The sequence below is a fragment of the Escherichia sp. UTM R2 genome (assembly GCF_048593455.1).
GTDB classification, from domain to species: Bacteria; Pseudomonadota; Gammaproteobacteria; order Enterobacterales; family Enterobacteriaceae; genus Escherichia; species Escherichia coli.
In genome coordinates this window covers 1754758-1781647 of sequence record NZ_JBFWDY010000002.1, presented here as the reverse complement: position 1 = coordinate 1781647, position 26890 = coordinate 1754758, and the positions used below count along the sequence as shown (strand labels likewise).

General features: G+C 43.2%; 29 protein-coding genes and 1 other annotated feature. Of the genes, 9 read left to right on the top strand and 20 right to left on the bottom strand.

What is annotated here, in order from left to right:
* Positions 1-93: 93 nt before the first annotated feature.
* The 4 genes from AB4H76_RS09340 to yefM all read right to left on the bottom strand — a co-directional run bounded on the left by AB4H76_RS09340 (position 94) and on the right by yefM (position 2478).
* On the bottom strand, positions 94-1023 hold the full coding sequence (locus tag AB4H76_RS09340; protein ID WP_000803351.1) for a LysR substrate-binding domain-containing protein: 930 nt from the start codon (positions 1021-1023) through the stop codon (positions 94-96).
* Positions 1024-1068: 45 nt separating this feature from the next.
* The gene (locus AB4H76_RS09335) at positions 1069-1893 is read right to left on the bottom strand and encodes an SDR family oxidoreductase (RefSeq protein ID WP_000754758.1); all 825 of its coding nucleotides are present in this window, start codon (positions 1891-1893) and stop codon (positions 1069-1071) included.
* Positions 1894-1975: 82 nt separating this feature from the next.
* Positions 1976-2230, bottom strand: coding sequence for a type II toxin-antitoxin system mRNA interferase toxin YoeB (yoeB, locus tag AB4H76_RS09330; RefSeq protein ID WP_000767829.1), 255 nt, complete (start codon positions 2228-2230; stop codon positions 1976-1978).
* A complete protein-coding gene (yefM, locus tag AB4H76_RS09325) occupies positions 2227-2478 on the bottom strand; it encodes a YoeB-YefM toxin-antitoxin system antitoxin YefM (protein WP_001259255.1) in 252 nt (83 codons plus the stop codon). The genes yoeB and yefM overlap by 4 nt, the downstream gene beginning before the upstream one ends.
* Before the next feature lie 282 nt (positions 2479-2760).
* Here yefM and hisL point away from each other — a divergent pair, with 282 nt between their 5' ends.
* The 9 genes from hisL to hisIE all read left to right on the top strand — a co-directional run bounded on the left by hisL (position 2761) and on the right by hisIE (position 9990).
* Positions 2761-2811 carry a his operon leader peptide gene (hisL, locus tag AB4H76_RS09320; RefSeq protein ID WP_001364200.1) on the top strand — a complete coding sequence of 17 codons (51 nt, stop codon included), beginning with the start codon at positions 2761-2763 and terminating at the stop codon, positions 2809-2811.
* Positions 2787-2910 (top strand) — a sequence feature (His leader region). It overlaps the preceding gene by 25 nt.
* Before the next feature lie 46 nt (positions 2911-2956).
* Positions 2957-3856, top strand: a complete 900-nt coding sequence (gene hisG, locus AB4H76_RS09315) for an ATP phosphoribosyltransferase (RefSeq protein WP_000131756.1) — start codon at positions 2957-2959, stop codon at positions 3854-3856.
* Positions 3857-3861: 5 nt separating this feature from the next.
* On the top strand, positions 3862-5166 hold the full coding sequence (gene hisD / locus AB4H76_RS09310) for a histidinol dehydrogenase (protein ID WP_004991367.1): 1305 nt from the start codon (positions 3862-3864) through the stop codon (positions 5164-5166).
* Positions 5163-6233, top strand: coding sequence for a histidinol-phosphate transaminase (hisC, locus tag AB4H76_RS09305; RefSeq protein ID WP_000108941.1), 1071 nt, complete (start codon positions 5163-5165; stop codon positions 6231-6233). The genes hisD and hisC overlap by 4 nt, the downstream gene beginning before the upstream one ends.
* A complete protein-coding gene (gene hisB / locus AB4H76_RS09300; protein ID WP_000080085.1) occupies positions 6233-7300 on the top strand; it encodes a bifunctional histidinol-phosphatase/imidazoleglycerol-phosphate dehydratase HisB in 1068 nt (355 codons plus the stop codon). Before hisC ends, hisB begins: the two co-directional genes overlap by 1 nt.
* Positions 7300-7890 carry an imidazole glycerol phosphate synthase subunit HisH gene (hisH, locus tag AB4H76_RS09295; protein WP_032265790.1) on the top strand — a complete coding sequence of 197 codons (591 nt, stop codon included), beginning with the start codon at positions 7300-7302 and terminating at the stop codon, positions 7888-7890. The genes hisB and hisH overlap by 1 nt, the downstream gene beginning before the upstream one ends.
* Entirely contained in the window at positions 7890-8627 is a 738-nt protein-coding gene (gene hisA, locus AB4H76_RS09290; RefSeq protein ID WP_088537865.1) for a 1-(5-phosphoribosyl)-5-[(5-phosphoribosylamino)methylideneamino]imidazole-4-carboxamide isomerase, read from the top strand. The genes hisH and hisA overlap by 1 nt, the downstream gene beginning before the upstream one ends.
* On the top strand, positions 8609-9385 hold the full coding sequence (hisF, locus tag AB4H76_RS09285) for an imidazole glycerol phosphate synthase subunit HisF (RefSeq protein ID WP_000880182.1): 777 nt from the start codon (positions 8609-8611) through the stop codon (positions 9383-9385). The genes hisA and hisF overlap by 19 nt, the downstream gene beginning before the upstream one ends.
* Positions 9379-9990: a bifunctional phosphoribosyl-AMP cyclohydrolase/phosphoribosyl-ATP diphosphatase HisIE gene (gene hisIE / locus AB4H76_RS09280; protein WP_088537864.1), complete on the top strand. Its 612-nt coding sequence runs from the start codon at positions 9379-9381 to the stop codon at positions 9988-9990. The genes hisF and hisIE overlap by 7 nt, the downstream gene beginning before the upstream one ends.
* 96 nt (positions 9991-10086) lie before the next feature.
* Here hisIE and wzzB read toward each other — a convergent pair whose 3' ends face one another.
* The 16 genes from wzzB to AB4H76_RS09200 all read right to left on the bottom strand — a co-directional run bounded on the left by wzzB (position 10087) and on the right by AB4H76_RS09200 (position 26670).
* On the bottom strand, positions 10087-11064 hold the full coding sequence (gene wzzB, locus AB4H76_RS09275) for an LPS O-antigen chain length determinant protein WzzB (protein ID WP_001358505.1): 978 nt from the start codon (positions 11062-11064) through the stop codon (positions 10087-10089).
* A gap of 146 nt (positions 11065-11210) precedes the next feature.
* Positions 11211-12377 carry a UDP-glucose 6-dehydrogenase gene (ugd, locus tag AB4H76_RS09270; RefSeq protein ID WP_000704798.1) on the bottom strand — a complete coding sequence of 389 codons (1167 nt, stop codon included), beginning with the start codon at positions 12375-12377 and terminating at the stop codon, positions 11211-11213.
* Positions 12378-12625: 248 nt separating this feature from the next.
* Positions 12626-14032, bottom strand: coding sequence for an NADP-dependent phosphogluconate dehydrogenase (gene gndA, locus AB4H76_RS09265; RefSeq protein ID WP_088537862.1), 1407 nt, complete (start codon positions 14030-14032; stop codon positions 12626-12628).
* A gap of 196 nt (positions 14033-14228) precedes the next feature.
* Positions 14229-15653, bottom strand: a complete 1425-nt coding sequence (locus AB4H76_RS09260; RefSeq protein ID WP_088537861.1) for a phosphomannomutase — start codon at positions 15651-15653, stop codon at positions 14229-14231.
* A 5-nt stretch (positions 15654-15658) separates the two neighbouring features.
* Positions 15659-16405, bottom strand: a complete 747-nt coding sequence (locus AB4H76_RS09255) for a glycosyltransferase family 2 protein (RefSeq protein WP_088537860.1) — start codon at positions 16403-16405, stop codon at positions 15659-15661.
* Complete coding sequence (locus AB4H76_RS09250; RefSeq protein WP_088537859.1) at positions 16405-17811, bottom strand: mannose-1-phosphate guanylyltransferase/mannose-6-phosphate isomerase; 1407 nt, start codon at positions 17809-17811, stop codon at positions 16405-16407. The genes AB4H76_RS09255 and AB4H76_RS09250 overlap by 1 nt, the downstream gene beginning before the upstream one ends.
* A 5-nt stretch (positions 17812-17816) precedes the next feature.
* On the bottom strand, positions 17817-18278 hold the full coding sequence (locus AB4H76_RS09245) for a GDP-mannose mannosyl hydrolase (protein WP_029392106.1): 462 nt from the start codon (positions 18276-18278) through the stop codon (positions 17817-17819).
* 2 nt (positions 18279-18280) lie between these two features.
* A complete protein-coding gene (gene fcl / locus AB4H76_RS09240; protein WP_088537858.1) occupies positions 18281-19246 on the bottom strand; it encodes a GDP-L-fucose synthase in 966 nt (321 codons plus the stop codon).
* 3 nt (positions 19247-19249) lie between these two features.
* Complete coding sequence (gmd, locus tag AB4H76_RS09235) at positions 19250-20368, bottom strand: GDP-mannose 4,6-dehydratase (RefSeq protein ID WP_088537857.1); 1119 nt, start codon at positions 20366-20368, stop codon at positions 19250-19252.
* 10 nt (positions 20369-20378) lie between these two features.
* Positions 20379-20930 (bottom strand): CatB-related O-acetyltransferase, encoded by a 552-nt coding sequence (locus AB4H76_RS09230; protein ID WP_021565305.1) that lies wholly within the window; start codon positions 20928-20930, stop codon positions 20379-20381.
* Positions 20920-22056: a glycosyltransferase family 4 protein gene (locus tag AB4H76_RS09225; protein ID WP_021565306.1), complete on the bottom strand. Its 1137-nt coding sequence runs from the start codon at positions 22054-22056 to the stop codon at positions 20920-20922. The genes AB4H76_RS09230 and AB4H76_RS09225 overlap by 11 nt, the downstream gene beginning before the upstream one ends.
* A gap of 9 nt (positions 22057-22065) precedes the next feature.
* Positions 22066-22950, bottom strand: coding sequence for a hypothetical protein (locus tag AB4H76_RS09220; RefSeq protein ID WP_021565307.1), 885 nt, complete (start codon positions 22948-22950; stop codon positions 22066-22068).
* Between the two features lie 9 nt (positions 22951-22959).
* A complete protein-coding gene (locus AB4H76_RS09215; RefSeq protein WP_021565308.1) occupies positions 22960-23697 on the bottom strand; it encodes a glycosyltransferase in 738 nt (245 codons plus the stop codon).
* On the bottom strand, positions 23675-24862 hold the full coding sequence (locus tag AB4H76_RS09210) for an O-antigen ligase family protein (protein ID WP_021565309.1): 1188 nt from the start codon (positions 24860-24862) through the stop codon (positions 23675-23677). Before AB4H76_RS09210 ends, AB4H76_RS09215 begins: the two co-directional genes overlap by 23 nt.
* Positions 24855-26075, bottom strand: a complete 1221-nt coding sequence (locus AB4H76_RS09205) for a hypothetical protein (protein ID WP_021565310.1) — start codon at positions 26073-26075, stop codon at positions 24855-24857. Before AB4H76_RS09205 ends, AB4H76_RS09210 begins: the two co-directional genes overlap by 8 nt.
* Positions 26068-26670 carry a CatB-related O-acetyltransferase gene (locus tag AB4H76_RS09200; protein WP_088537856.1) on the bottom strand — a complete coding sequence of 201 codons (603 nt, stop codon included), beginning with the start codon at positions 26668-26670 and terminating at the stop codon, positions 26068-26070. The genes AB4H76_RS09205 and AB4H76_RS09200 overlap by 8 nt, the downstream gene beginning before the upstream one ends.
* Positions 26671-26890 lie beyond the last annotated feature (220 nt).

The following is a 26890-nucleotide window of genomic DNA, read 5'->3' as shown; positions in this document are numbered from 1 at the left end:
GTCGGTTTTTAGTCATTTTTTGACAGCGGCGCATTGTGCCTAAATGGGGGGGAAATGACAAGAGAATGAGAGGCTTGTCATAATAATTTTTCTTTAAATGGCTGATTTTCCGTCATCAGATTTTGCATAAACACCGGCGATCGCACTATTTGCTAAAATTTCATCCCGCCACCAGCCGCTGGCAAGCCCTGCGGTCTGTTCATTCCAGCCAATCCAGACGGGTTCAAAGAGAGTTTGGGCGACCACTTTCTTCTCGATTAACGCGCCACTATCGAGAAAACGTTGCGCCAGATAACGGGGTAAATAGCCGCAGCCGAGGCCGCTAATTTGCAGCTCCAGCTTGGTTTTAAAATCGAAAACGGTAATGGCTTCTTGTTCGTCGAGAAGTTGTGAGGCCGTAGAAGCGCCTGCCTGCGCAGTATCCCCCACCACAATCGCCCGATATCGCTTAATAATACGACGATTTAACGGCTCTTCTTCCAGGGCTAACGGATGATGAGGCGCGACCGCAAAGACTTGTTCCAGATCGCCCAACCGTGAAAAACCAAACTCACTGGAAGATGGTGGCTCATGCATCGCGCCAACAATAATATCCGCTCGCCCCTGAGTCAGGGCATCCCAGGAACCACCGAGTACGCCATTGATAAACTTCAGGCGCGTCACGCTATGATGTTGATAAAAAGCTTCAATCAGTGGCGCAAGCAGAGAAAAAGGAAACGTGTCGTCCACGCCAATCACCAGCTCGTTTTCCCAGCCTTCATGCAGTTTGATCGCCTGCTTTTCCAGTTCTCGCACGGTATGCAGAACTTCCCGCCCTTTCTCTAATAACATTTTTCCGGTACGGGTGAATTTAGCGCGGTGACCGCTACGATCAAGCAATTGAATATTAAGGTCGCTTTCCAGCTTGTGAACGGTGTAACTCAGAGCGGACGGCGTCTTATAGAGTTTGGCCGACGCCGCCGCAAAACTGCCTTCTTTTTCTAAGGCATCGAGGATCATCAACACATCCAGCAGTGGTTTCATACACGCCCCCTTGCAGTGCATGCGGCGTCCTGCTGGCGTGATCGTTTACTCCAGCGGCATTACCAGCGGATCGGGATACTGGTATTCAAATCCCAGTTCATTACAAATCCGACTGCCATCAATAATCTTACCTTTGCCGCTGTCCAGACTATTTCTGAACTGCGGAGGCTCCAGCCCCAGTAAACGGGCCATCTGCGGATAGAAAACATTACGCGCAGGGTGAGCTGGCGCACATATATTATAGATGTGTCCGCCTTTAGGTGCCTGTAACAACAGAGTGATAGCGCCAATAACATCTTCTAAATGGACTAAATTAACACCATGTTCACCATCAGGCGCGGTTTTTCCGGCAAAGAAGCGTCCGGGATGACGTCCCGGTCCGACCAGCCCCGCAAGACGCAGAATATCGACCGAAGTACCGGGTAAATTGTGCAGCCAGTCTTCGAGTTCTTCTAATACTCGTCCACTGTTGGTTACCGGATTACGCGGGGTAGTTTCTTTCACCGTGCCTTGCGCGTCGCCATAGACAGATGTTGAGCTGGTAAAAATAATGCGGGGAATACGATGGGCCAGCGCGCTATCCACTAACTCTTGTACCGCTTGTAAATAGAACTCATCGCCGGGGCCGCTACGACGTGCCGGAAGCGTAATGACCAGCGCATCGACATCCATCAGGGCATCCAGATCGTCAGAATCGCAAACTAACTCAGGCTCCATGCGAAGCAGATAGCTATCAATGCCACTCATTCGGGCCGCTTCGACACCATCTTGTGTGGTTTTACTCCCGGTGACTTGCCAGCCTCGCGCTGAAAGTGACATCGCCAGCGGCATGCCTAACCACCCTAACCCGACAATTGCGACCTTTTTCATCCGTTATCTCCTGATACACCTTAGATCTATAAGGCTACGCTAGCGTATCAAAACTGACAATTCATTCTATGAATGAATCTGTTCAATAATGATAACGACATGCTGCAATGAGCAGTGAATCGTCGGTAACCGCGTATACCAGACGGTGCTCCTCTGTAATGCGTCGGGACCAGAAACCTGACAAATTATGTTTCAGGGGTTCTGGCTTCCCCTTACCTTCAAATGGCGTTCTGCGGGTATCTTTGATAAGTTCATTGATCTTTTTAACAATTCGCTTATCTGTTTCCTGCCAGTACAGATAATCATCCCATGATTCCTCAGACCAGATTAGTTTCACTCAATAATGTCCTTTTCTGTTCCTTTGCCTGATTTCAGGCTATCGATTGAGTCCATCAATCTCCGGGCGTTAGCGGGGGAACGCAGTAGATAAGCCGTCTCTTCCAGCGAGTTGTATTCTTCGAGTGACATCAGAACACAAGCCTCTCCATTCTGACGAGTAATAAGGATCGGGGCATGATCTTCAACGGCTTTCATCATTGTTGCCGACAAATTCTGACGCGCTTCGCTGTAGCTAATTGTACGCATGTCAATCTCCTCTTTTGTACAGTTCATTGTACAATGATGGGCGTTAATTAACTATTTATTAATTAGTTTGTAGATCAAGGTATTGTCAGTGAGACGAAAATCCAGGCTTCGCTATTTTTGGTGCCGTCAGCTTAGAGGACAGTCCTCTTAGCCCCCTCCTTTCCCCGCTCATTCATTAAACAAATCCATCGCCATAAAATATATAAAAAAGCCCTTGCTTTCTAACGTGAAAGTGGTTTAGGTTAAAAGACATCAGTTGAATAAACATTCACAGAGACTTTTATGACACGCGTTCAATTTAAACACCACCATCATCACCATCATCCTGACTAGTCTTTCAGGCGATGTGTGCTGGAAGACATTCAGATCTTCCAGTGGTGCATGAACGCATGAGAAAGCCCCCGGAAGATCACCTTCCGGGGGCTTTTTTATTGCGCGGTTGATAACGGTTCAGACAGGTTTAAAGAGGAATAACAAAATGACAGACAACTCTCGTTTACGCATAGCTATGCAGAAATCCGGCCGTTTAAGTGATGACTCACGCGAATTACTGGCGCGCTGTGGTATTAAAATCAATCTTCACACCCAGCGCCTGATCGCGATGGCAGAAAACATGCCGATTGATATTCTACGCGTACGTGACGACGACATTCCCGGTCTGGTAATGGATGGCGTAGTAGACCTTGGGATTATCGGCGAAAACGTGCTGGAAGAAGAGCTGCTTAACCGCCGCGCCCAGGGTGAGGATCCACGCTACTTTACCCTGCGTCGTCTGGATTTCGGCGGTTGTCGCCTTTCGCTGGCAACGCCGGTTGATGAAGCCTGGGACGGCCCGCTCTCCTTAAACGGTAAACGTATCGCCACCTCTTATCCTCACCTGCTCAAGCGATATCTCGACCAGAAAGGCATCTCTTTTAAATCCTGCTTACTGAACGGTTCTGTTGAAGTCGCCCCGCGCGCCGGACTGGCGGATGCGATTTGCGATCTGGTTTCCACCGGTGCCACGCTGGAAGCAAACGGCCTGCGCGAAGTCGAAGTTATCTACCGCTCGAAAGCCTGCCTGATCCAGCGCGATGGCGAAATGGAAGAATCCAAACAGCAACTGATCGACAAACTGCTGACCCGTATTCAGGGTGTGATCCAGGCGCGCGAATCAAAATACATCATGATGCACGCACCGACCGAACGTCTGGATGAAGTCATCGCCCTGCTGCCAGGTGCCGAACGCCCAACCATTCTGCCGCTGGCGGGTGACCAACAACGCGTAGCGATGCACATGGTCAGTAGCGAAACCCTGTTCTGGGAAACGATGGAAAAACTGAAAGCGCTGGGTGCCAGTTCGATTCTGGTCCTGCCGATTGAGAAGATGATGGAGTGATCGCCATGAGCTTTAACACAATCATTGACTGGAATAGCTGTACTGCGGAGCAACAACGCCAGCTGTTAATGCGCCCGGCGATCTCCGCTTCTGAAAGCATTACCCGCACTGTTAACGATATTCTCGATAACGTGAAAGCACGCGGCGATGAGGCCCTGCGGGAATACAGCGCGAAGTTTGATAAAACCACGGTTACCGCACTGAAGGTGTCTGCTGAGGAAATTGCCGCCGCTAGCGAACGCCTGAGCGACGAGCTAAAACAGGCGATGGCGGTGGCAGTAAAGAATATTGAAACCTTCCACACTGCGCAAAAACTGCCGCCGGTAGATGTAGAAACGCAGCCAGGCGTGCGTTGCCAGCAGGTCACGCGCCCGGTCGCTTCAGTTGGGTTGTATATTCCTGGCGGCTCCGCCCCGCTCTTCTCAACGGTATTAATGCTGGCGACTCCGGCGCGTATTGCGAGCTGTAAAAAAGTGGTGCTGTGCTCACCGCCGCCGATTGCCGATGAGATCCTTTATGCGGCGCAGCTGTGCGGTGTGAAGGACGTGTTTAACGTCGGCGGCGCACAGGCCATTGCCGCGCTGGCGTTTGGTACGGAATCTGTGCCGAAAGTGGACAAAATCTTCGGGCCAGGAAACGCCTTTGTCACCGAGGCAAAACGTCAGGTGAGCCAGCGTCTGGACGGTGCGGCGATCGATATGCCCGCAGGCCCGTCGGAAGTGCTGGTGATTGCTGACAGCGGCGCTACGCCGGATTTCGTGGCTTCTGATTTGCTTTCCCAGGCTGAACACGGCCCGGACTCTCAGGTGATTTTACTGACGCCCGATGCTGATATGGCGCGTCGCGTAGCCGAAGCTGTCGAACGCCAACTGGCAGAACTGCCGCGTGCCGAAACCGCCCGTCAGGCACTGAGCGCCAGCCGCCTGATCGTGACCAACGATTTAGCGCAGTGCGTAGAGATCTCCAACCAGTACGGCCCGGAGCACCTGATCATTCAGACCCGCAACGCCCGCGAACTGGTCGATGGCATTACCAGTGCCGGTTCGGTATTTCTTGGTGACTGGTCACCGGAATCGGCAGGTGATTACGCCTCCGGCACCAACCACGTTCTGCCGACTTACGGTTACACCGCCACCTGTTCCAGCCTCGGGCTGGCAGATTTCCAGAAGCGGATGACCGTGCAGGAACTGTCGAAAGAAGGCTTTTCTGCGCTGGCTTCAACCATAGAAACACTGGCCGCCGCCGAGCGCCTGACCGCCCATAAAAATGCCGTTACTTTGCGTGTTAACGCCCTTAAGGAGCAAGCATGAGCACCGTGACTATTACCGATTTAGCGCGTGAAAACGTCCGCAACCTGACGCCGTATCAGTCAGCGCGTCGTCTGGGCGGTAACGGCGATGTCTGGCTGAACGCCAACGAATACCCCACTGCCGTGGAGTTTCAGCTTACTCAGCAAACGCTCAACCGCTACCCGGAATGCCAGCCGAAAGCGGTGATTGAAAATTACGCGCAATATGCAGGCGTAAAACCGGAGCAGGTGCTGGTCAGCCGTGGCGCGGACGAAGGTATTGAACTGCTGATTCGCGCTTTTTGCGAACCGGGTAAAGACGCCATCCTCTACTGCCCGCCAACGTACGGCATGTACAGCGTCAGCGCCGAAACGATTGGCGTCGAGTGCCGCACAGTGCCGACGCTGGACAACTGGCAACTGGACTTACAGGGCATTTCCGACAAGCTGGACGGCGTAAAAGTGGTCTATGTTTGCAGCCCCAACAACCCGACCGGGCAACTGATCAACCCGCAGGATTTTCGCACCCTGCTGGAGTTAACGCGCGGTAAGGCGATTGTGGTTGCCGATGAAGCCTATATAGAGTTTTGTCCACAGGCATCGCTGGCTGGCTGGCTGGCGGAATATCCGCACCTGGCTATTTTGCGCACACTGTCGAAAGCTTTTGCTCTGGCGGGGCTTCGTTGCGGATTTACGCTGGCAAACGAAGAGGTCATCAACCTGTTAATGAAAGTGATCGCCCCCTACCCGCTCTCGACGCCGGTTGCCGACATTGCGGCCCAGGCGTTAAGCCCGCAGGGGATCGTCGCCATGCGCGAACGGGTAGCACAAATTATTGCAGAACGCGAATACCTGATTGCCGCACTGAAAGAGATCCCCTGCGTGGAGCAGGTTTTTGACTCTGAAACCAACTACATTCTGGCGCGCTTTAAAGCCTCCAGTGCAGTGTTTAAATCTTTGTGGGATCAGGGCATTATCTTACGTGATCAGAATAAACAACCCTCTTTAAGCGGCTGCCTGCGAATTACCGTCGGAACCCGTGAAGAAAGCCAGCGCGTCATTGACGCCTTACGTGCGGAGCAAGTTTGATGAGTCAGAAGTATCTTTTTATCGATCGCGATGGAACCCTGATTAGCGAACCGCCGAGTGATTTTCAGGTGGACCGTTTTGATAAACTCGCCTTTGAACCGGGCGTGATCCCGGAACTGCTGAAGCTGCAAAAAGCGGGCTACAAGCTGGTGATGATCACTAATCAGGATGGTCTGGGAACACAAAGTTTCCCACAGGCGGATTTCGATGGCCCGCACAACCTGATGATGCAGATCTTCACCTCGCAAGGCGTACAGTTTGATGAAGTGCTGATTTGTCCGCACCTGCCCGCCGATGAGTGCGACTGCCGTAAGCCGAAAGTAAAACTGGTGGAACGTTATCTGGCTGAGCAAGCGATGGATCGCGCTAACAGTTATGTGATTGGCGATCGCGCGACCGACATTCAACTGGCGGAAAACATGGGCATTAATGGTTTACGCTACGACCGCGAAATCCTGAACTGGCCGATGATTGGCGAGCAACTCACTAAACGAGACCGTTACGCCCATGTAGTGCGCAACACCAAAGAGACGCAAATTGACGTCCAGGTATGGCTGGATCGCGAAGGTGGCAGCAAGATTAACACCGGCGTTGGCTTCTTTGATCATATGCTGGATCAGATCGCCACCCACGGCGGTTTCCGCATGGAAATCAACGTCAAAGGCGACCTCTATATCGACGATCACCACACTGTCGAAGATACCGGCCTGGCGCTGGGCGAAGCATTAAAAATTGCTCTTGGCGACAAACGCGGTATTTGCCGCTTTGGTTTTGTACTGCCGATGGACGAATGCCTTGCCCGCTGCGCGCTGGATATCTCTGGTCGCCCGCACCTGGAATATAAAGCCGAGTTTACCTACCAGCGCGTGGGCGATCTCAGCACCGAAATGATCGAGCACTTCTTCCGTTCGCTCTCATACACCATGGGCGTGACGCTACACCTGAAAACCAAAGGTAAAAACGATCACCACCGTGTTGAGAGTCTCTTTAAAGCCTTTGGTCGCACCCTGCGCCAGGCCATCCGCGTGGAAGGCGACACCCTGCCCTCGTCGAAAGGAGTGCTGTAATGAACGTGGTGATCCTTGATACTGGCTGCGCCAACCTGAACTCGGTGAAGTCTGCCATTGCGCGCCACGGTTATGAACCCAAAGTCAGCCGTGACCCGGACGTTGTGTTGCTGGCCGATAAACTGTTTTTACCCGGCGTCGGCACCGCACAAGCAGCGATGGATCAGGTGCGTGAGCGCGAGCTGTTTGATCTCATCAAAGCCTGTACCCAACCGGTGCTGGGCATCTGCTTAGGGATGCAACTTCTGGGGCGGCGCAGCGAAGAGAGCAACGGCATCGACTTGCTGGGCATCATCGACGAAGACGTGCCGAAAATGACCGACTTTGGTCTGCCACTGCCACATATGGGCTGGAACCGCGTTTACCCGCAGGCAGGCAACCGCCTGTTTCAGGGGATTGAAGACGGCGCGTACTTTTACTTTGTTCACAGCTACGCAATGCCGGTCAATCCGTGGACCATCGCCCAGTGTAATTACGGCGAACCGTTCACCGCGGCGGTACAAAAAGATAACTTCTACGGCGTGCAGTTCCACCCGGAGCGTTCTGGTGCCGCTGGTGCTAATTTGCTGAAAAACTTCCTGGAGATGTGATGATTATTCCGGCATTAGATTTAATCGACGGCACTGTGGTGCGTCTCCATCAGGGCGATTACGGCAAACAGCGCGATTACGGTAACGACCCGCTGCCGCGATTGCAGGATTACGCCGCGCAGGGTGCCGAAGTGCTGCACCTGGTGGATCTGACCGGGGCAAAAGATCCGGCTAAACGTCAAATCCCGCTGATTAAAACCCTGGTCGCGGGCGTTAACGTTCCGGTGCAGGTTGGCGGCGGCGTGCGTAGCGAAGAAGATGTGGCGGCGTTACTGGAAGCGGGCGTTGCGCGCGTAGTGGTCGGCTCCACCGCGGTGAAATCACAAGATATGGTGAAAGGCTGGTTTGAACGCTTCGGTGCCGATGCCTTAGTGCTGGCGCTGGATGTCCGTATTGACGAGCAAGGCAACAAGCAGGTGGCGGTCAGCGGCTGGCAAGAGAACTCGGGCGTTTCACTGGAACAACTGGTGGAAACCTATCTGCCCGTCGGCCTGAAACATGTGCTGTGTACCGATATCTCGCGCGACGGCACGCTGGCAGGCTCTAACGTCTCTTTATATGAAGAAGTGTGCGCCAGATACCCGCAGGTGGCATTTCAGTCCTCCGGCGGTATTGGCGAAATTGATGATGTGGCGGCCCTGCGTGGTACTGGCGTTCGCGGCGTAATAGTTGGTCGGGCATTACTGGAAGGTAAATTCACCGTGAAGGAGGCCATCGCATGCTGGCAAAACGCATAATTCCGTGTCTTGACGTTCGTGATGGTCAGGTGGTGAAAGGCGTACAGTTTCGCAACCATGAAATCATTGGAGATATCGTGCCGCTGGCAAAACGCTACGCCGAAGAAGGTGCAGACGAACTGGTGTTCTACGATATCACCGCTTCCAGCGATGGCCGTGTGGTAGATAAAAGCTGGGTATCTCGCGTGGCGGAAGTGATCGACATTCCGTTTTGTGTGGCGGGTGGGATTAAGTCTCTGGAAGATGCCGCGAAAATTCTTTCCTTTGGCGCGGATAAAATTTCCATAAACTCGCCTGCGCTGGCGGATCCGACATTAATCACTCGCCTGGCGGATCGCTTTGGCGTGCAGTGTATTGTGGTCGGTATTGATACCTGGTACGACGCTGAAACCGGTAAATATCATGTGAATCAATATACCGGCGACGAAAGCCGCACCCGCGTCACTCAGTGGGAAACGCTCGACTGGGTACAGGAAGTGCAAAAACGCGGTGCCGGAGAAATCGTCCTCAACATGATGAATCAGGACGGCGTGCGTAACGGTTACGACCTCGAGCAGCTGAAAAAAGTACGTGAAGTTTGCCACGTCCCGCTGATTGCCTCCGGTGGCGCGGGCACCATGGAACACTTCCTCGAAGCCTTCCGCGATGCCGACGTTGACGGCGCGCTGGCAGCTTCTGTATTCCACAAACAAATTATCAATATTGGTGAATTAAAAGCGTACCTGGCAACACAGGGCGTGGAGATCAGGATATGTTAACAGAACAACAACGTCGCAAACTGGACTGGGAAAAAACCGACGGACTGATGCCGGTGATTGTGCAACACGCGGTATCCGGCGAAGTGTTAATGCTGGGCTACATGAACCCGGAAGCCTTAGACAAAACCATCGAAAGCGGCAAAGTCACCTTCTTCTCGCGCACTAAACAGCGACTGTGGACCAAAGGCGAAACGTCGGGCAATTTCCTCAACGTAGTAAATATTACGCCGGACTGCGACAACGACACGTTACTGTTGCTGGCGAATCCCATCGGCCCGACCTGCCACAAAGGCACCAGCAGCTGCTTCGGCGACACCGCTCACCAGTGGCTGTTCCTGTATCAACTGGAACAACTGCTCGCCGAACGCAAATTTGCCGACCCGGAAACCTCTTACACTGCCAAACTGTATGCCAGCGGCACCAAACGCATTGCGCAGAAAGTGGGCGAAGAAGGCGTGGAAACCGCACTGGCCGCGACTGTACATGACCGCTTTGAGCTGACCAACGAGGCATCTGATTTGATGTATCACCTGTTGGTGCTGTTGCAGGATCAGGATCTGGATTTAACGACAGTAATTGAGAACCTGCGTAAACGGCATCAGTGAGTTGCGGGGTAAGCGGATGCGATGTTGTTGTCGCATCCGGCAAAAAAAACGGGCAAGGTGTCACCACCCTGCCCGTTTTCTTTAAAGCTGCAAAGATTACTTCGCGTTGTAATTACGCAGAGCATTACGCCCCAACACAATCCCCGCGCCAACCATGCCACCCAGCAGCACTGCCAGAATCAAGGTAATTGCCTTTTTCGGACTATCGCGACGAATAGGTAACGTCGGTTTCATTACATAGCGGTAAGCATGAATATCAAGATCATCAACTTTTAAGCTTTCGATATCCAGCAGGTTTTGACGTGTCTGATAGTAGTTTGGTGAGAACACCAACGGACGGGTCGCCTCATGCTTAATCATCGACTCCAGCGCTTCGCTCCCCAAAAGGAACAACGTATCTTGCGTCACATCTTCAGTCTGCTGAACCTGTGGCTTTGTCACCTGCGCCTGATTCGCATACTGCAACGCTTCCTGAATCTGACGGATACGCAGATCTTTCTGCTCCTGCGCGACTACTTCCTGAGTTTTCAGAGAATCCTGCAAGTTTTTCATACGCAGCGCGATGTTGTCTTTCAGGTCTTTTTCCAGTTCTTCATTTACCTGATCGTCAACTTGCTGGATATACTTCGCCAGCTGCTTCTGCGCACCTTCAGGTGTTTCACCAACATAAGACACCGCTAAAGGTAATGACTGATTTTTAACGGTAGGCTCAATGGTCAGCTTTTCTGCTTCTTCCTGGTTATCCAGCGTTTCCGCTAATGCTGAGAATGCAGTGCTGTAACGTCCGATAAGTGAAGCCTGAATGTCGGAGACTTTCGGTACAGCCGATCCGTAGATCACATTCATCGCGTTGGTATAACCAGCGATTTGCCCCACATCAGGTTGAGTAACGATAGCTGTGGAAGTCCACTTTTCTTTGGCAACGGCCAGATACCCTATAGCCAGGGCAATAGCAACAATGACAGAGATGATAATTGTCATCTTGCCACGCCACAACTGCACCAGTAAATCAATCAAATCAATCTGTTCCGGGTCATGGTTTTGCCCAGAAACATTATTATTTTCTACTCTCATCATTACCCTAACGGACGAAATAATTTTAAGTCGCCATAGTTTAGCGATAATCGCCATGAATGCTATAGGATAAATGATAAAAATAATGAATTATTACAAAGGGAACATAAGAGAATCAGGGCGAAAATCGCCCTGATAACATGATGTTAGTCGCTGCCAAAGAGATCGCGGGTGTATACCTTATCTGCCACATCCTTAAGCTCTTCTGCCATACGGTTGGAGATAATGACGTCGGCTTGTTGTTTGAAGGTGGCGAGATCACGTTCCAGGCGAGAGTTGAAGAATGAGTCTTCTTTCATCACTGGCTCGTATATGATCACTTCAACGCCTTTCGCCTTGATACGCTTCATAATCCCCTGAATGGAAGACGCGCGGAAGTTATCTGAACCGCTCTTCATAATCAGACGATAAATACCCACCACTTGCGGCTTGCGTGACAAAATGGCATCGGCAATAAAATCTTTACGCGTTCGGTTTGCATCGACAATTGCCGAAATCAGGTTATTCGGCACAGACTGGTAGTTCGCCAGTAACTGCTTGGTATCTTTCGGCAGACAATAACCACCATAACCAAACGACGGATTGTTGTAATGGTTGCCAATACGCGGATCGAGACAAACGCCTTCGATAATCTGGCGAGTATTCAGACCTAAACTTTCTGCATAGCTATCCAGTTCATTAAAGTATGCTACGCGCATCGCCAGATAGGTATTAGCAAACAGTTTTATCGCTTCTGCTTCAGTGGAGTCGGTAAACAGGGTCGGGATATTTTGCTTAATCGCGCCTTCCTGTAACAACGCAGCAAAACGTTCTGCGCGTTCTGAACGCTCACCAATGACAATACGTGAAGGATGGAGATTATCGTAAAGGGCTTTACCTTCGCGGAGGAATTCCGGAGAGAAAATAAGGTTATCGATACCCAGACGTTCTTTAATTGATTTGGTGAAACCTACCGGAATTGTAGATTTAATCACCATGACAGCATTAGGATTAATTTCTGTCACATCGCGAATGACCGCTTCCACGCTTGAGGTATTAAAATAATTTGTTTTCGGGTCATAATCGGTAGGTGTGGCAATAATAACGTAATCGGCATTTTTATACGCGTCATACTTATCTGTCGTAGCGCGGAAATTGAGATCTTTAGTCGCCAGATACTCTTCAATCTCCTTATCAACAATCGGTGACTGCTTCTTGTTAAGCATGTCCACTTTGGCCTGAACGATATCCAGTGCAACCACTTCGTGGTTTTGCGCAATCAGAATACCATTTGAAAGACCAACATAACCTGTTCCTGAAATTGTTATTTTCATTAGCTCTGACTTCTTCCGGTTAAACATTTAGAGTGGTCATTAGTCCACCACCACAACTTCATCTACTGCGGGATTTTTAACGCTGATGCGGTTGAACTGTCAAGACAGCGATCCTGCTGTGCAGCTCTGTATTATATCGCTTTTTTAATCATAAATTATAAAAAAAGGCCATAACCTGCCGCTTTGTATAATAAAAAAGCCCGGAGGGTTTCTCCGGGCCTTGTGTTGGTTAATTGATTTAAATCAGATTAATCCAGCCATTCAGTATGGAACACACCTTCTTTATCAATGCGCTTATAAGTATGCGCACCGAAATAGTCACGCTGTGCCTGGATCAGGTTCGCAGGTAGAACAGCGGCACGGTAGCTGTCATAATAGGCAACCGCAGCGGCGAAGGTCGGAACCGGGATACCGTTCTGTACTGCGTAAGCGACGACATCGCGCAGCGCCTGCTGGTAGTCATCGGCGATTTGCTTGAAGTACGGGGCCAGCAGCAGGTTAGCGATCTGCGGATTTTCGGCATATGCATCGGTGATTTTCTGCAGGAACTGCGCACGGATGATGCAGCCAGCACGGAAAATCTTCGCGATTTCGCCGTAGTTCAGATCCCAGTTGTACTCTTCAGACGCCGCACGCAGTTGAGAGAACCCCTGAGCGTAAGAAACGATTTTGCCCAGATACAGTGCACGGCGAACTTTTTCGATGAACTCAGCCTTGTTGCCAGCTGGCTGCGCTTGTGGGCCAGAGAGAACTTTAGACGCAGCAACGCGCTGATCTTTCAGAGAAGAGATGTATCGTGCAAACACAGACTCGGTAATCAGCGACAGCGGTTCGCCGAGATCCAGTGCGCTCTGGCTGGTCCATTTGCCCGTACCTTTGTTTGCCGCTTCATCCAGGATCACATCAACCAGGTAGTTACCGTCTTCATCTTTTTTAGTGAAGATGTCTTTGGTAATGTCGATCAGGTAGCTGCTCAGTTCACCGTTATTCCACTCGGTAAAGGTCTGCGCCAGTTCTTCGTTGGTGAGGTTCAGACCACCTTTAAGCAGAGAATAGGCTTCAGCAATCAGCTGCATATCGCCGTATTCAATACCGTTGTGAACCATCTTCACATAGTGACCTGCGCCATCGGCACCAATATAGGTAACGCATGGCTCACCGTCTTCAGCCACTGCGGCGATTTTGGTCAGGATCGGCGCAATCAGTTCATAGGCTTCTTTCTGCCCACCAGGCATAATGGAAGGACCTTTTAGTGCGCCCTCCTCACCACCGGAAACACCGGTACCGATAAAGTTAAAGCCTTCTGCAGAAAGCTCACGGTTACGACGAATGGTGTCCTGGAAGAAGGTGTTACCACCATCAATGATGATGTCGCCTTTATCGAGGTATGGCTTGAGAGAATCAATAGCAGCATCCGTGCCTGCACCTGCTTTCACCATTAACAGGATGCGACGAGGCGTTTCCAGAGATTCAACAAACTCTTTCACCGTATAGTAAGGAACCAGTTTCTTGCCTGGATTTTCAGCAATTACTTCTTCCGTCTTTTCACGGGAACGGTTGAAAATAGAGACGGTATAACCACGGCTTTCGATGTTGAGCGCAAGGTTGCGCCCCATCACTGCCATACCGACGACGCCGATCTGTTGCTTTGACATTGTTTACTCCTGTCAGGGGATGTTCACCGCGATGTATGCGCGACTTGAATATGATTGAGATGTTATCTCAAGTTGCACGAATGTGTGTAGTGCTGAATTTCATTAATGCAACAAATACCGTTCTTCAATTCTGTATACCGGCATCTACGTGTAATCAAACCTACGCACACATATAAGCGTAGATAAACCTATAACATCAAGAAATCAAAGAGGTAATATTTCCCAGCACATTCGTAACATATTGCTTAGCCTGATTTTCATCACTGGCCTCAGCATAACAACGGAGTTCTGGAGCATTACCGGAAGGACGGAGATGTATAATATCACCATTATTTAAAGTAAATCTTGCACCATCCGTTTCATCAATAGCGGAACAGGATAATGATTCATAACCTAAACTATTAAAGAAACTATTGGGTGACAATATGGCATTTTTTATAATTTGTTGACTTGAATCTGAAGCGAAGTTTTTAACTCTATCTGACCAAGTGAATCGCTGAGGAAGATTATTAATCAGTTGAGAAATAGTACTATTGCGAGAAGCTATTAAGAGCATTAATGCTGGTAACACAGCATCTCGTGTAGGTAACGATTTTAATTCCTTGCCATTAATTTGTAAATCGGAGGCAAGGAGAAAACCACCATTAGCTTCAAAACCAGCGACTGAATCAAATTGCTTAGCAAGATCTGCAAATGCTGCAATTACATAAGGAGAACCTATTTTCGTTCGTTGTATACTTGCAAATTTATTAGACTCTTCAATTGCTGTATTACAACTCACTGGAATAGCCAACGCCTTGATATTAAGTTCAATAGCAGTAAGTAGTCCCAGAATATCGCCTCTTAACCATTCACCATTTTCATCGGCAACTAAAGGACGATCACCATCGCCATCTGTTGAGAAAATAGCGTCGAGATTATATTTTTTAGACCACTCTCTTGCAATTATACGATCTTCATCGCTTACTGCTTCCGTATCAATCGGAACGAACTCATCACTCCTACCGAGGGAAATGACCTCTGCACCCATTTGATTAAAAAGAGGAGCATATAAATCGCGTCCCGCACTAGAATGTTCATATACCCCTATTCTTTTCCCCTTTAAAATCTCGGGATTAAAAAGAGAAACATAACGCTCGAGGTAGTAGTCTGCACCTTGAGTGCTTGTTTCAAGATGAGGTAATACACCTACAGGCGAAAATGTATACTCACTATTTATAATTGCGAGCTCATCCTCTTTAGTGATTTCACCATCAGGTCTGTAGAATTTTAAGCCATTACGATCAAAAGGGATATGACTCCCTGTGACCATTATGCAGGGAATGTTTTTCTGCATCGAATAATGAGCTAATGCAGGAGTCGGAATTACACCATGATATTCAACCTCGAATCCATGTTGTTTTATAGCATACGCGCATGCCTGAGCAATTTCGTAACTACTTGGGCGGTTATCAATGGCTAAGGCAACTTTATTAAAATTGTATTTGTCATCAATAACAGAAAGAAACGCATGAGTGAACGCAGCACAAACATCATGGGAAAAATCGATCACTAAACCGCGAGCACCACTAGTACCGAACGCAATATTACTATCGTTAATGATTTTTTTAACATTTAACATGATGATTACTTTTTAATAAATTGAGGAAGTTTGGATATATTTTTATACGCTAAAGCAAGTGGCCAGATAATACCATTCTGTTTCATAATACGAATGTCTTCCATTGACTTCTTGACCATTGAAGATACTGAACGATTGCTAATTCCACCAACACGCATCTTCACTAAGACTTTTGGTAAATATGCTATCGAAATACGTTGTTTTAAAATATATCGTAATAATGAGTCATAATCAGCAGATATTCGATAATCTAAAGAAAAACTACCAAACTGACTATAACATTCGCGTTTCATATAAAATGATGGGTGTGGCGGCATCCAACCCACTTTCATCTTGAAACGACTAAATGAACCACTTTTCCATAATCTAATACGTTTAGTCGTATCATTTTGGGCAACATACTCCAAATCGCCATAAATAGCATCACACCCTGTACTTTTAAATTTTTTTGCTATATCTGCAATAGCATCATCATAAGCTAGTAAATCATCAGAATGTAAAAAACCAATAACATCACCCGAAGCTGCTTGAATACCTTTATTCAGAGCATCATAAATGCCCTTATCGGGTTCGCAAATGATTTTTGAAACTTTTGTACAATTCCTCTTGATCAGCTTAATTGTATTATCTTTCGATGCTCCATCTACAACTATATATTCGATATCTGGATGCGTTTGTTTTTCTAGAGAAAGTAATGTATCAAGGAGAGTTTTTTCACTATTATAAGTGGCTGTGATAATAGAAATTCGCATTAGTATCCTACTCCAGAAGAAGAAACTCTTATAACATCATCCTCTTCCAAGTAGACTCCTGATCTAACCTCAATTATTTCAAGCGGGATCTTGCCAGGATTTTCAATGGCATGTGGAACACCAACAGGTATATATGTTGATTCATTTTCAGAAACAAGGTAAGTCTTATCTTCAAGATGAACTTTAGCTGTCCCCGAGACAACAATCCAATGTTCAGTACGGTGGTAATGAATCTGCTTAGCGGTAATGTGACCAGGTAATACAATCACATGTTTCACTTGAAAGCGCGGCCCTTCAGCTATAGTATCATGACTGCCCCAAGGCCGAAATATTTCCCGATGCTGTAAATATTCTGTGCGATTATTCTTTTTAAGTTGAGCGACGATGTTTTTAACTTGCTGAACTTTATCTTTATGAGCAACTAATACGGCATCTTTCGTTTCAACAACAACCAAATCCTTTACGCCCACGGCACCAATAAGTCTATGCTGCGAATAAAGATAACTATCTGTAGCATCTTCAACCAATACATCACCACGAATGGCATTACCACTTTGATCTTTTGAACTTATTTCCCACAATGCAGACCATGACCCAACATCACTCCATTGTGCATTTAATGGAACGACGACAGCTTCTGCTGTTTTTTCCATAACTGCATAGTCAATAGACTCTTCAGGACAGCAAGAAAATGAAGCATTATCCAGACGGATAAAATCTAAATCTTGTATCGAAGAGGACAAGGAGCGTTGGCAACTGGCTAAAATATCTGGTCGGAATTTTTTCAGTTCATCGATAAATACAGATGCTCTGAACATAAACATCCCGCTATTCCAAAGATAACCGCCATCTGATATGTACCGCTGAGCTACGTGAAGATCTGGTTTTTCAACAAAAGCCGCAACTTTGTAACCTTGTCCATCCAGAGATTCACCTGACTTAATGTAACCGTAGCCAGTCTCTGGGGATGTTGGAACAATACCAAACGTAACAAGCTTACCCTGCTCTGCAAAATTCTTTGCAGCGAGAACTGCAGCAATGAAATTATCCTCATCCTGGATTTCATGATCAGCAGCAAGAACCAAAAGAATAGGATCGTCTCCAGTTACCATAGCCTGAAGTGCTGCAAGTGCTACAGCAGGCGCAGTATTACGACCAACAGGCTCAAGCAAAATACCGCTATGCTTTAAACTCTCTTTACGCAATTGTTCAGCAACAATAAAGCGATGTGATTCGTTACAAATGACCAAAGCAGGTTTATGTTCGACCTTGTCAAGCCGCCGCAATGTCTCTTGCAACATGGTTAAACGACTATTTAAAGACAGAAATTGTTTCGGATAAAGTGTACGTGAAAGAGGCCATAATCTGGTACCAGAACCACCGGCCATGACAACGGGAAGTAGCATATCTATTACCTTGGTATAAAATAATTTTTGGTATATTGATGAACTATAGTGCTATTAAGCAACGTTACTACATCAAACCACTTGTAGGAATTATGCTGGACCGTTGGTAGGTGAAGTTGCTGAGGTTTAAGTTGGATTTCATATCCATGCACTATATAGTGTGTAGAAAATTCTGCTTCAAAAAAATTATCATTGTAAAAATGTTCATACACCCCAAGAAATAAGGCATCATTAAGACTAATTTGAACGCCCAACTCTTCAAGTGTTATCCGCTTAAATGCAATCTCGAATGACTCATCCTTATAAATTCGTCCTCCTGGCACAAACCAATAATTTTGTGCTGGGCGATTCAGGCGCTGCCCCAGCAGCGCCTCTCCTTTATCGTTTCTAATTATGAGATCAATCGAGATTAGAGGAGTATGCTCAACTATTGTTTTAAATAGCTCACGTTCCAATCTCTTGTTCATAACTATCCCCGAAAAGAATTAATATTCTCAATAAACCATTTATATGTTAATGATAAGCCTTCATGTAAATTATAGCGATATTGCCAGCCCAAGTTTTTGAGCCGGGTAACGTCCATAAGTTTACGCGGAGTGCCATCAGGTTTAGTAACATCAAAAACAATTTTACCTTGATAACCCACCACAGAGGCCATTGTTTCAGCCATTTCACGTATAGAACAATCTACACCCGTACCAACATTAATATGGGATAACATAGGCTGTGTATTTTGTTGATAAATTGCTTCGTCAAGCTCCATTACATGGACGGATGCGGCAGCCATATCATCAACATATAAAAACTCACGCATCGGTGTTCCGGTTCCCCAGACAATAACCTCTGGCGCACCACTCTCTTTTGCTTCATGGAATCTACGCATGAGTGCCGGAATAACATGAGAGTTTTCAGGATGGAAATTATCATTTATGCCATAAAGATTAGTAGGCATTACACTGCGATAATCACGGCCATATTGACGGTTATAAGATTCACATAATTTTATGCCCGCAATTTTAGCAATTGCGTATGGTTCATTAGTTGGCTCAAGTATGCCCGTTAAAAGCGCTGACTCGTTCATCGGCTGCTCTGCGAATTTAGGATAAATACAGCTTGAGCCTAAAAAAAGTAATTTTTGAATTCCGGCCTTGTGAGCTGAATGAATAATATTACTCTCAATCATGAGATTCTTATAGATGAATTCTGCCGGAAAAGTATTGTTGGCATAAATGCCACCAACTTTAGCCGCAGCAAGATAAACCTGATCAATTTTCTCTTGCGCAAAAAATGCATCAACATCCTTCTGTACGGTTAGATCGAGTTCTTTGTGTGTTTTGACCACTAATTCGATATCATCACGCAGTGATAATTGACGGCAAATAGCAGAGCCAACCATACCTCGGTGACCAGCAACGTAGATACGTTTTTTTGTCATACCTTACCGCTCCAGAGAAACTGCAACATCGTAACCATGGCTTTTCAGAAGTGCATGCTGTTTTGCTTTCGCCAGATCACTGGCAACCATTTCTGCACACATCTCTTCAACTGTAATCTCTGGTTCCCAACCCAATACTTTTTTCGCTTTTGCTGGATCACCAAGAAGAGTTTCAACTTCTGCAGGACGGAAATAACGAGGATCAACACGAACGATCACATCCCCAATACTAACACCAATAGCACAGTCAGATGTTTTATTCACAACAGTTGCTATTTCATCAACACCTTGTCCGGAGAATTCTAATTCCAGACCGACTTCTTTAGCTGACATACGAACAAATTCACGTACGGAAATTTGTTTGCCTGTTGCAATTACAAAATCCTCTGGGTGATCTTGCTGCAACATCATCCACTGCATACGCACGTAATCTTTCGCATGCCCCCAGTCGCGCAGTGAATCCATATTGCCAAGATAGAGACATTTTTCGATTCCCTGCGAAATATTTGCAATAGCACGCGTGATTTTACGTGTTACGAATGTTTCGCCACGACGCGGGGATTCATGGTTAAAGAGAATGCCGTTACAGGCGTACATTCCATAGGATTCACGATAGTTTACAGTAATCCAGTATGCATACATCTTCGCAACAGCATAAGGCGAACGAGGGTAGAATGGTGTTGTTTCTCGCTGCGGGATTTCCTGAACTAAGCCGAAGAGTTCAGAAGTTGATGCCTGATAGAAACGTGTTTTTTTCTCTAGCCCACAAATACGAATCGCTTCCAGCAGACGTAAAGTCCCCATCGCATCCACGTCAGCAGTGTATTCAGGTGATTCGAATGAAACCGCTACATGAGATTGAGCGCCAAGGTTATAAACTTCGTCTGGTTGGATTTCTTTAATGAGGCGAACCAAGTTTGAAGTATCTGTCAAATCACCGTAATGAAGAAAGAAATTTGGATTTTGATTGTGGCGATCTTGATAAATGTGATCAACACGCTCTGTATTAAATGAAGATGCTCGACGTTTAATGCCATGCACTTCATACCCTTTATCAAGAAGGAATTCAGCCAAGTAGGAACCATCTTGACCTGTAATACCTGTAATTAATGCTTTTTTCATATTCATCCTTTTATTTACAGTAATTTCTGATAATTTTTGTCTCATCAGATATTTTTTCACTATGTTTTAAGGCTTGAGATTCATTAAATCTCATTTTAATTAATCGCGCTGGATTACCTGCCACAATTGCATATGCTGGGACATCTTTCACTACTACACTTCCCATCCCTACAATCGCACCCTCACCTATACAAACACCAGCTTTTATACATGAGTTAGCTCCAATCCATACATCATTACCAATAATAGTGGTCGGTATATTTTGTCTTCCTGAAAAATACATTGGTTGTCCAACAAGATCAAAAGCATGGTCTCCACCAGCAATTGTCACGTAAGGTCCAAACATTACGAAGTTACCACAAACAACTTTAGAACCTATATAGCATCCTTTATTGATAAAAGAGTAACAGCCTAATGAAAAATCCTTTGAAATATATAAGGGTTTTAACACTCTAGCACTTGAGTGAATGTATGGTGTCCCATACTTTATTTTAAAAAAAAACGTGTAAATCTTACGTACAACTTCATATATATATTTTATTTCTTTAATTTTATTTAACATTTTTTGTTATGCACTCCCAAATCAATTGTGCTTGATTTTTAGGATTATACTTTAAGAGTATGGGCTTCCTACATTCATTGCGTAATAAACCACGATCCGTGGTTAGAATTTTGTTACTCCATTCTTCGATTTTCTGAGCTAGAGACTCAATGTTATTAGCCTCAAAAAAGCCACCATTTTTTTCTTCATCTATTGCTTCATACTCCGGCATCTGGTGGCAAAAATCATTATTTGTTATAACTGGAGTGCCATACACTAATGAATGCATTGCGGTTAGACCGACATTTCCTGGTGATATACAAATATCGCTATTGTATATAAGCCAAGAAAGAATTGATTCATCATGTATCTCCCCCATAAAAGTAACCATCGATATAAGATTAAGTTTTTTAACAGCTTGTTTTAAATGTGTCTCTTCTGGACCATTACCTATGATTATTAATTTATAATTTCTATTGCCTAACTTTGCTAATGCTTCAAATATTAAATCTATTTTTTTTACTTTTGTTAACCGTCCCACAAAGACAATATTAGTTTTTGTTTTATCAAAATGGTAATCAAGTAAGTTATCAACCGAAAGATTATCAAGCTTTTCGTAAAATTGTTCTTGCTGTTTAACATTTAGACTATTATATATAACAGAAATACTTGATTCTTTGATCCCTGATAATACCATTAATTCTTTCGCATGTTCTCCATAAGTCATGTAAATATGAGGCAGTCGATTAAATATATCCCTAACTATTCTTTTTAGTCCTTTTTCACTCCCATATACCCCATGCCCCCAGAATAATATCCGTTTCCCCATCAATCTGAATAAAATAGCAGAAATCCAAGTAGAAATAAAATTAAACTGCCCTAAAAATATAATTGTATCAGGTGAGTCTCTAAATAATTTAGATATCAAATTACTTTGCCACAAAAACTTGCCAAACCAGATATTATTAACTCTTGTAAACTTATCTTTATGATTGTCAAACTTATATGTATTTAAATTTGGTTCATTTGAATGAATATCTCCATAAAATTGAATCGTAGATTCTTTCTCGTTGACAATACGAATCAACTCCTCAAAAACATGCTCCCTATAATGTGCAAAATAGTGATAGACTACAGCAACCTTCATTTTTAAACCTCAATATATCAATCTCTGAACTCTACGAATTATATTAAGTAACGATATGAGAAAAAAAAGTTTTTTGAATTTTTTACTTTCTGCATATTTCATTAATTTTTTAGTCCTGCCTTGCATGTGCAGAAACAATACTTTTTTTTCTTCACTATTTTTCTTGTAATAAAATAGCTCGTTGTGTATTTTTTTATACTGGTGATTAAAAATAATATCCTTACGCTTGCAGCCTGTGGATTCATTTGTTGCCACGTTAAAGTTCATATAAAATTTGTGATGATTAAAGATATTAAATATATCCTTACGTTGTTTAGAGAATAAATATAATAAAGTCATATCACAAATACCACCAGGTATTTTTTCTTTTAGGTGATATTTATATTTTTCTTTTAAGATAGATGCCCCTGTTTCATACTCTGTAATAAAATATTCAATAAATTCTTTTAATACATTAATCTTCCAGTAGCAGAAATGTGGTGATGCAGTCATACGAAAATTAGTCTGATCGTCGGGTATAAAATATGCAGCCCCAAACATTGATAATTCATCCAGCAATGGAGTACAATCGTCCAATAAAATAATATCAGAGTCACAGTGTACAAATTCAGTAATATTTTTATTTATAGCAAATTCGTACATTGCAATATATCTATAAAAACAATTTTTTTCGAAAACTTCACTATTGGATGACATATGTACATAACATTTATCAAACCTATTATAATATTCGCTATTAAATGAGTTTATATCATACCATTCTTTTATTATACTTTTATTTTCTTCGTTACCAAGTAAAATAGTTGAATGATATTTTTTAAGCGAGAATATGCACGATTTAAGATAATTTTGATTACCCTTGTGAACAACGATAAATGGTATTTTCTTGAGCATAAAATTTTGTCAGCTATGTTTTTTTAAAAAGAATGTATGTTTAATCCCAAAAATCTTAGATAATTTAACACATAGAAACCTAAAGAAAATCACAAATCCAAACTGTCTATACAATATATAGTATATTTCTTTTTTTGTTTTCCATTGATGGATACTAGACATACCACCATCTTCATAAATAGAGATGGGTATATTAACATATTGAAACTTGGAATTATTAATGTAATATTTAATAGTAAAATCTAAATCTGAAAAAAGCTTATATCTTAAATCAAAAGCTATATCCTTTTCCTTCTTATATAAGATACACTGATGGCAAGCATTTATAATCCCATATTGCATACTATCAGGATAGTATGCTTTGATCAATTCTCCACATTTATTAATTTTATCACCGTAATAAACAGAGATATTTGATTCTGAATACATGATTATTTTATTCAATTTTGATAAAACTGACGAGTGTACAAATGCATCTCCTGAATTCAAAAACAGAAAATAATCAGCGTTATTAACATATGATATACCTTTATTCATTGCGTCATAAACTCCACTATCTTTCTCTATAACGAGTTTATCAATGAAATCATAATGTCTTTTTAATAACTCTACACTACCATCTGTAGACATACCATCAACAACTATTAACTTCCATTTATCTCGTGATAAGTCTTGTGAACGTAGCGATGATAATGTTTTCTCTAATCCATTAACATTATTTAAGTTAACAGTGATTATATTTATCATATTTATAATCCAGTTTTATTTTTGAAATAATTACAATTACAAAATAAAGTAAACCAATTCCAGCCAGTGATGAGGTAAACATATAAGATACGAAAAGTAGAAAAAACACATGTATAAAACAAATTGGTATTTTATTTCTCAAAGCATTTATGATTTCAACAAGGAAAGCGCTAAACACCAGAAAATAAAGTAGAAATAAAACAATCCCACCTGTTATGAGTATCTCAAGAACTATATTATGGGGGTAAAAAAAAGCAAATTTTTCGACTAAACTTCCACCAAGATATGGATTATTTGAGAAAATTTCAATGGCCGATTTATACTGCTCTTCTCTTATATTAACTGATAAACTACCTTCTGTTGTAGCAAGATTAAACCTTGAGATTATGGGGATATAATCTACTAGATTGTCGTAAAATACGATTATAGTAAAGAATAAAACTGCTGTTGTAAATACAGCATATATTTTTTTAATAAATTTTATTCTAAAGAAAATCGAACTGCATGTAACCAAAAATAGTGCTAATAATGGCCCCCTAGAACCACTCAATACCATTATGAATAGTAATAGAATTATTACGCAAATTGATATTGTTTTATTTCTGAAGGACCAATTGCAAAACAAAATACAAATAGCCGCATATAAGCTTAATGAAATAGGATTTATTTTTTCGAAAGATAATCGATACGGGTCGCTTAAACCTAGAGTATAAGCGATAAAAGTTAATGCAATGAACATCAAAATAAAGAACTTAAACTGTTTTTTTAAAACAATTAGAGTGTCTGATGTGATTTTTTTATTTAGCAACAAAACAGGAATTAGTGAAAATAAAATAGCATTGTTTACGTAAAAGGATAGATCTAGGTTTTCATTCCTATATCCATTAGAGAAATAATACAATACCCATGATAGATAGATCAGATGAAGAGATATTACAAGAATTTGCACCATTGAATATGATGCATAAAAACCAAATTTCTTAGATGGTATTACCATAGCCAATAAGCCAATGAAAATACATATACCTCTGTAAAAAATCGTTAACACATCTTGATCAAAAATTGTTGCTAATATGGAAAAGATAGGGTATCCAAAAAATAGTAGAGAAATAAATATGCCATAAATCAACTCATCTAGATCAAACCCATTCTCTACTTTATACATATTTACATGTTCTCTTGATAATTTTGGAAATAAAATAATTTATAAACAAAGATGTGATAGTCATCACTATGAAAATCATATTTAACTTTAGCCCCATTAATGCAACAAATAATACGCATATTATATTAACGATTGATTCTACAATCAAAATCCTCGAAATTTTATTAAATAGTTCCAAACCATAATATAGCACTGAGTTTATATATGAAAACACAATCGAAACTAAATATATTGAGAATGCTATAATATCAGGATAAGAAATAACAATGCCTCCAGCCCACATCTTTAAAAAAAATGGAATGCATAGCACTGAAATAATTACTAGCAATGGTGCAGTATAGAAATAAACTCTTAATACTTTTCTATAGTTCACTATTATTAAATCACTATTGCCTTTGTATTGCATTTTTGCAATGACACCCCATAAAGGATTACGTATCATTACAACCATCCCCATCACAATTAATATTATTTTTTGCAGAATGATAAACTCTGTAAGTTTAGTATAATTTAACCAGTTTAGAACTGTTATTAATCCTGCTGTATTAAAATAATAAGCAACAGACAGAAAGACAAAACCTGTTGCTTTATCTAGCATTCCTTTGCAACTATCAAATGTTATATATTTCAGAGAAAAGTATCGCATTAATGGTAACAAATTCAGCAATTTAAAAAAAGTAATACTGCCAAACATGACAATTATAACCATTTGAAGATTTGTTTTAATTTCAAAATATGCGAGACCTAATATTATAACCAGCGATAATAAATTTGAACATCCATTATAAATCGCATTTTTGTAATTCTCACCTAATCCTTGCCGAACATTCTCAGCCGTAGAAAATAACAATATCAGAATGGAAAATATTAATAGTAGATTTCTTTCATTATCCATCACACCAAAGAAAAAGATATAGCCAATCATTACAGTAATAATAAAAATCACCATCACTGTGAGTGCTGACGATATCTTTTCAGAAATCATAATATCATTATGATCTTCTTTAGCTCTTGAAATATCCCCTACCAAAGATGGAAGTAAGCATCCTCCAACTGTGATTAACCATGCAATGCCAGCCGTTATTACATTAAAACGTGTAAATTCATTTATTCCAATTATTGCAATAGTTAATGGAACAGATAAAACTTGGTTTACGAACGTTATTACTCTCGAAAGGGTACCAAATATAAGTGATAACTTAAGATCATTCATTATGTTTTTTTATCAAATAGCTTAGTTCATGATCATCAAGTTCCCACCATTCGGAGGGAATACTGTCCAGGTTAACATAAGAGCATTCTCTTTTTCTAATTAGTTTAGCAGGTACGCCAGCATAGATGCCATATGACTCCAAATCTCTCGTAACAATACTTCCTGCTCCAATAATTACACCATCATTTATTGTACAACCTCCACATATCAAAACATTATCACCGATCCAAACATCGTTTCCTACGACCGTATTTCTATAATCTTCTTCTAAAAACATATCTTTATTAGAAAAGCCTTTCATACCAAGAAATGAACGTCTATAAAGATAAGGACTTGTTGATATATAATTCGTAGGATGAAAGCCAAGTCCAATTTTTACATTTCTGCCGATTGAGCAAAATGCACCAATCTTGCAATTTCTAATCCTTGAGTCATCTGATATATAAGTATATTTACCTAATGAACTTTTTGTTAAGCTAACATTGCAGCCCAGCCAATTACTATCTGAGTATTCACTGTCGATAATACTTGTGCCATAACCTATTTTCTTATTTTGCAATTTTCGCAAAACGTACTTAACAGCTTTCTTAAGCATTTTATTTCACTGACCGTCTATTTATTAATGCACGCTACCGCCCCTGGCTTTACAGCTACCAGAGCACTGCATGCATGCCTACGATGTGACGAGCGTTACCCACTCGCGCTTAACCCGAAAAATTCAAACGCTAATTGTCTTACCAATCCGCCCTGGAAACAAGGAAAATCCTGGAAAACTTTGACTAAAATCCTATTGCTAACTCGTTGTTATTCTGATT

Bases quoted from the DNA above. Each gene is read 5' to 3' on its own strand.
- AB4H76_RS09340 (WP_000803351.1), bottom strand. From the start codon at position 1,023: ATGAAACCACTGCTGGATGTGTTGATGATCCTCGATGCCTTAGAAAAA.
- AB4H76_RS09335 (WP_000754758.1), bottom strand. From the start codon at position 1,893: ATGAAAAAGGTCGCAATTGTCGGGTTAGGGTGGTTAGGCATGCCGCTG.
- yefM (WP_001259255.1), bottom strand. From the start codon at position 2,478: ATGCGTACAATTAGCTACAGCGAAGCGCGTCAGAATTTGTCGGCAACA.
- hisG (WP_000131756.1), top strand. From the start codon at position 2,957: ATGACAGACAACTCTCGTTTACGCATAGCTATGCAGAAATCCGGCCGT.
- hisD (WP_004991367.1), top strand. From the start codon at position 3,862: ATGAGCTTTAACACAATCATTGACTGGAATAGCTGTACTGCGGAGCAA.
- hisC (WP_000108941.1), top strand. From the start codon at position 5,163: ATGAGCACCGTGACTATTACCGATTTAGCGCGTGAAAACGTCCGCAAC.
- hisB (WP_000080085.1), top strand. From the start codon at position 6,233: ATGAGTCAGAAGTATCTTTTTATCGATCGCGATGGAACCCTGATTAGC.
- hisH (WP_032265790.1), top strand. From the start codon at position 7,300: ATGAACGTGGTGATCCTTGATACTGGCTGCGCCAACCTGAACTCGGTG.
- hisA (WP_088537865.1), top strand. From the start codon at position 7,890: ATGATTATTCCGGCATTAGATTTAATCGACGGCACTGTGGTGCGTCTC.
- hisF (WP_000880182.1), top strand. From the start codon at position 8,609: ATGCTGGCAAAACGCATAATTCCGTGTCTTGACGTTCGTGATGGTCAG.
- hisIE (WP_088537864.1), top strand. From the start codon at position 9,379: ATGTTAACAGAACAACAACGTCGCAAACTGGACTGGGAAAAAACCGAC.
- wzzB (WP_001358505.1), bottom strand. From the start codon at position 11,064: ATGAGAGTAGAAAATAATAATGTTTCTGGGCAAAACCATGACCCGGAA.
- ugd (WP_000704798.1), bottom strand. From the start codon at position 12,377: ATGAAAATAACAATTTCAGGAACAGGTTATGTTGGTCTTTCAAATGGT.
- gndA (WP_088537862.1), bottom strand. From the start codon at position 14,032: ATGTCAAAGCAACAGATCGGCGTCGTCGGTATGGCAGTGATGGGGCGC.
- AB4H76_RS09260 (WP_088537861.1), bottom strand. From the start codon at position 15,653: ATGTTAAATGTTAAAAAAATCATTAACGATAGTAATATTGCGTTCGGT.
- AB4H76_RS09255 (WP_088537860.1), bottom strand. From the start codon at position 16,405: ATGCGAATTTCTATTATCACAGCCACTTATAATAGTGAAAAAACTCTC.
- AB4H76_RS09250 (WP_088537859.1), bottom strand. From the start codon at position 17,811: ATGCTACTTCCCGTTGTCATGGCCGGTGGTTCTGGTACCAGATTATGG.
- AB4H76_RS09245 (WP_029392106.1), bottom strand. From the start codon at position 18,278: ATGAACAAGAGATTGGAACGTGAGCTATTTAAAACAATAGTTGAGCAT.
- fcl (WP_088537858.1), bottom strand. From the start codon at position 19,246: ATGACAAAAAAACGTATCTACGTTGCTGGTCACCGAGGTATGGTTGGC.
- gmd (WP_088537857.1), bottom strand. From the start codon at position 20,368: ATGAAAAAAGCATTAATTACAGGTATTACAGGTCAAGATGGTTCCTAC.
- AB4H76_RS09230 (WP_021565305.1), bottom strand. From the start codon at position 20,930: ATGTTAAATAAAATTAAAGAAATAAAATATATATATGAAGTTGTACGT.
- AB4H76_RS09225 (WP_021565306.1), bottom strand. From the start codon at position 22,056: ATGAAGGTTGCTGTAGTCTATCACTATTTTGCACATTATAGGGAGCAT.
- AB4H76_RS09220 (WP_021565307.1), bottom strand. From the start codon at position 22,950: ATGCTCAAGAAAATACCATTTATCGTTGTTCACAAGGGTAATCAAAAT.
- AB4H76_RS09215 (WP_021565308.1), bottom strand. From the start codon at position 23,697: ATGATAAATATAATCACTGTTAACTTAAATAATGTTAATGGATTAGAG.
- AB4H76_RS09210 (WP_021565309.1), bottom strand. From the start codon at position 24,862: ATGTATAAAGTAGAGAATGGGTTTGATCTAGATGAGTTGATTTATGGC.
- AB4H76_RS09205 (WP_021565310.1), bottom strand. From the start codon at position 26,075: ATGAATGATCTTAAGTTATCACTTATATTTGGTACCCTTTCGAGAGTA.
- AB4H76_RS09200 (WP_088537856.1), bottom strand. From the start codon at position 26,670: ATGCTTAAGAAAGCTGTTAAGTACGTTTTGCGAAAATTGCAAAATAAG.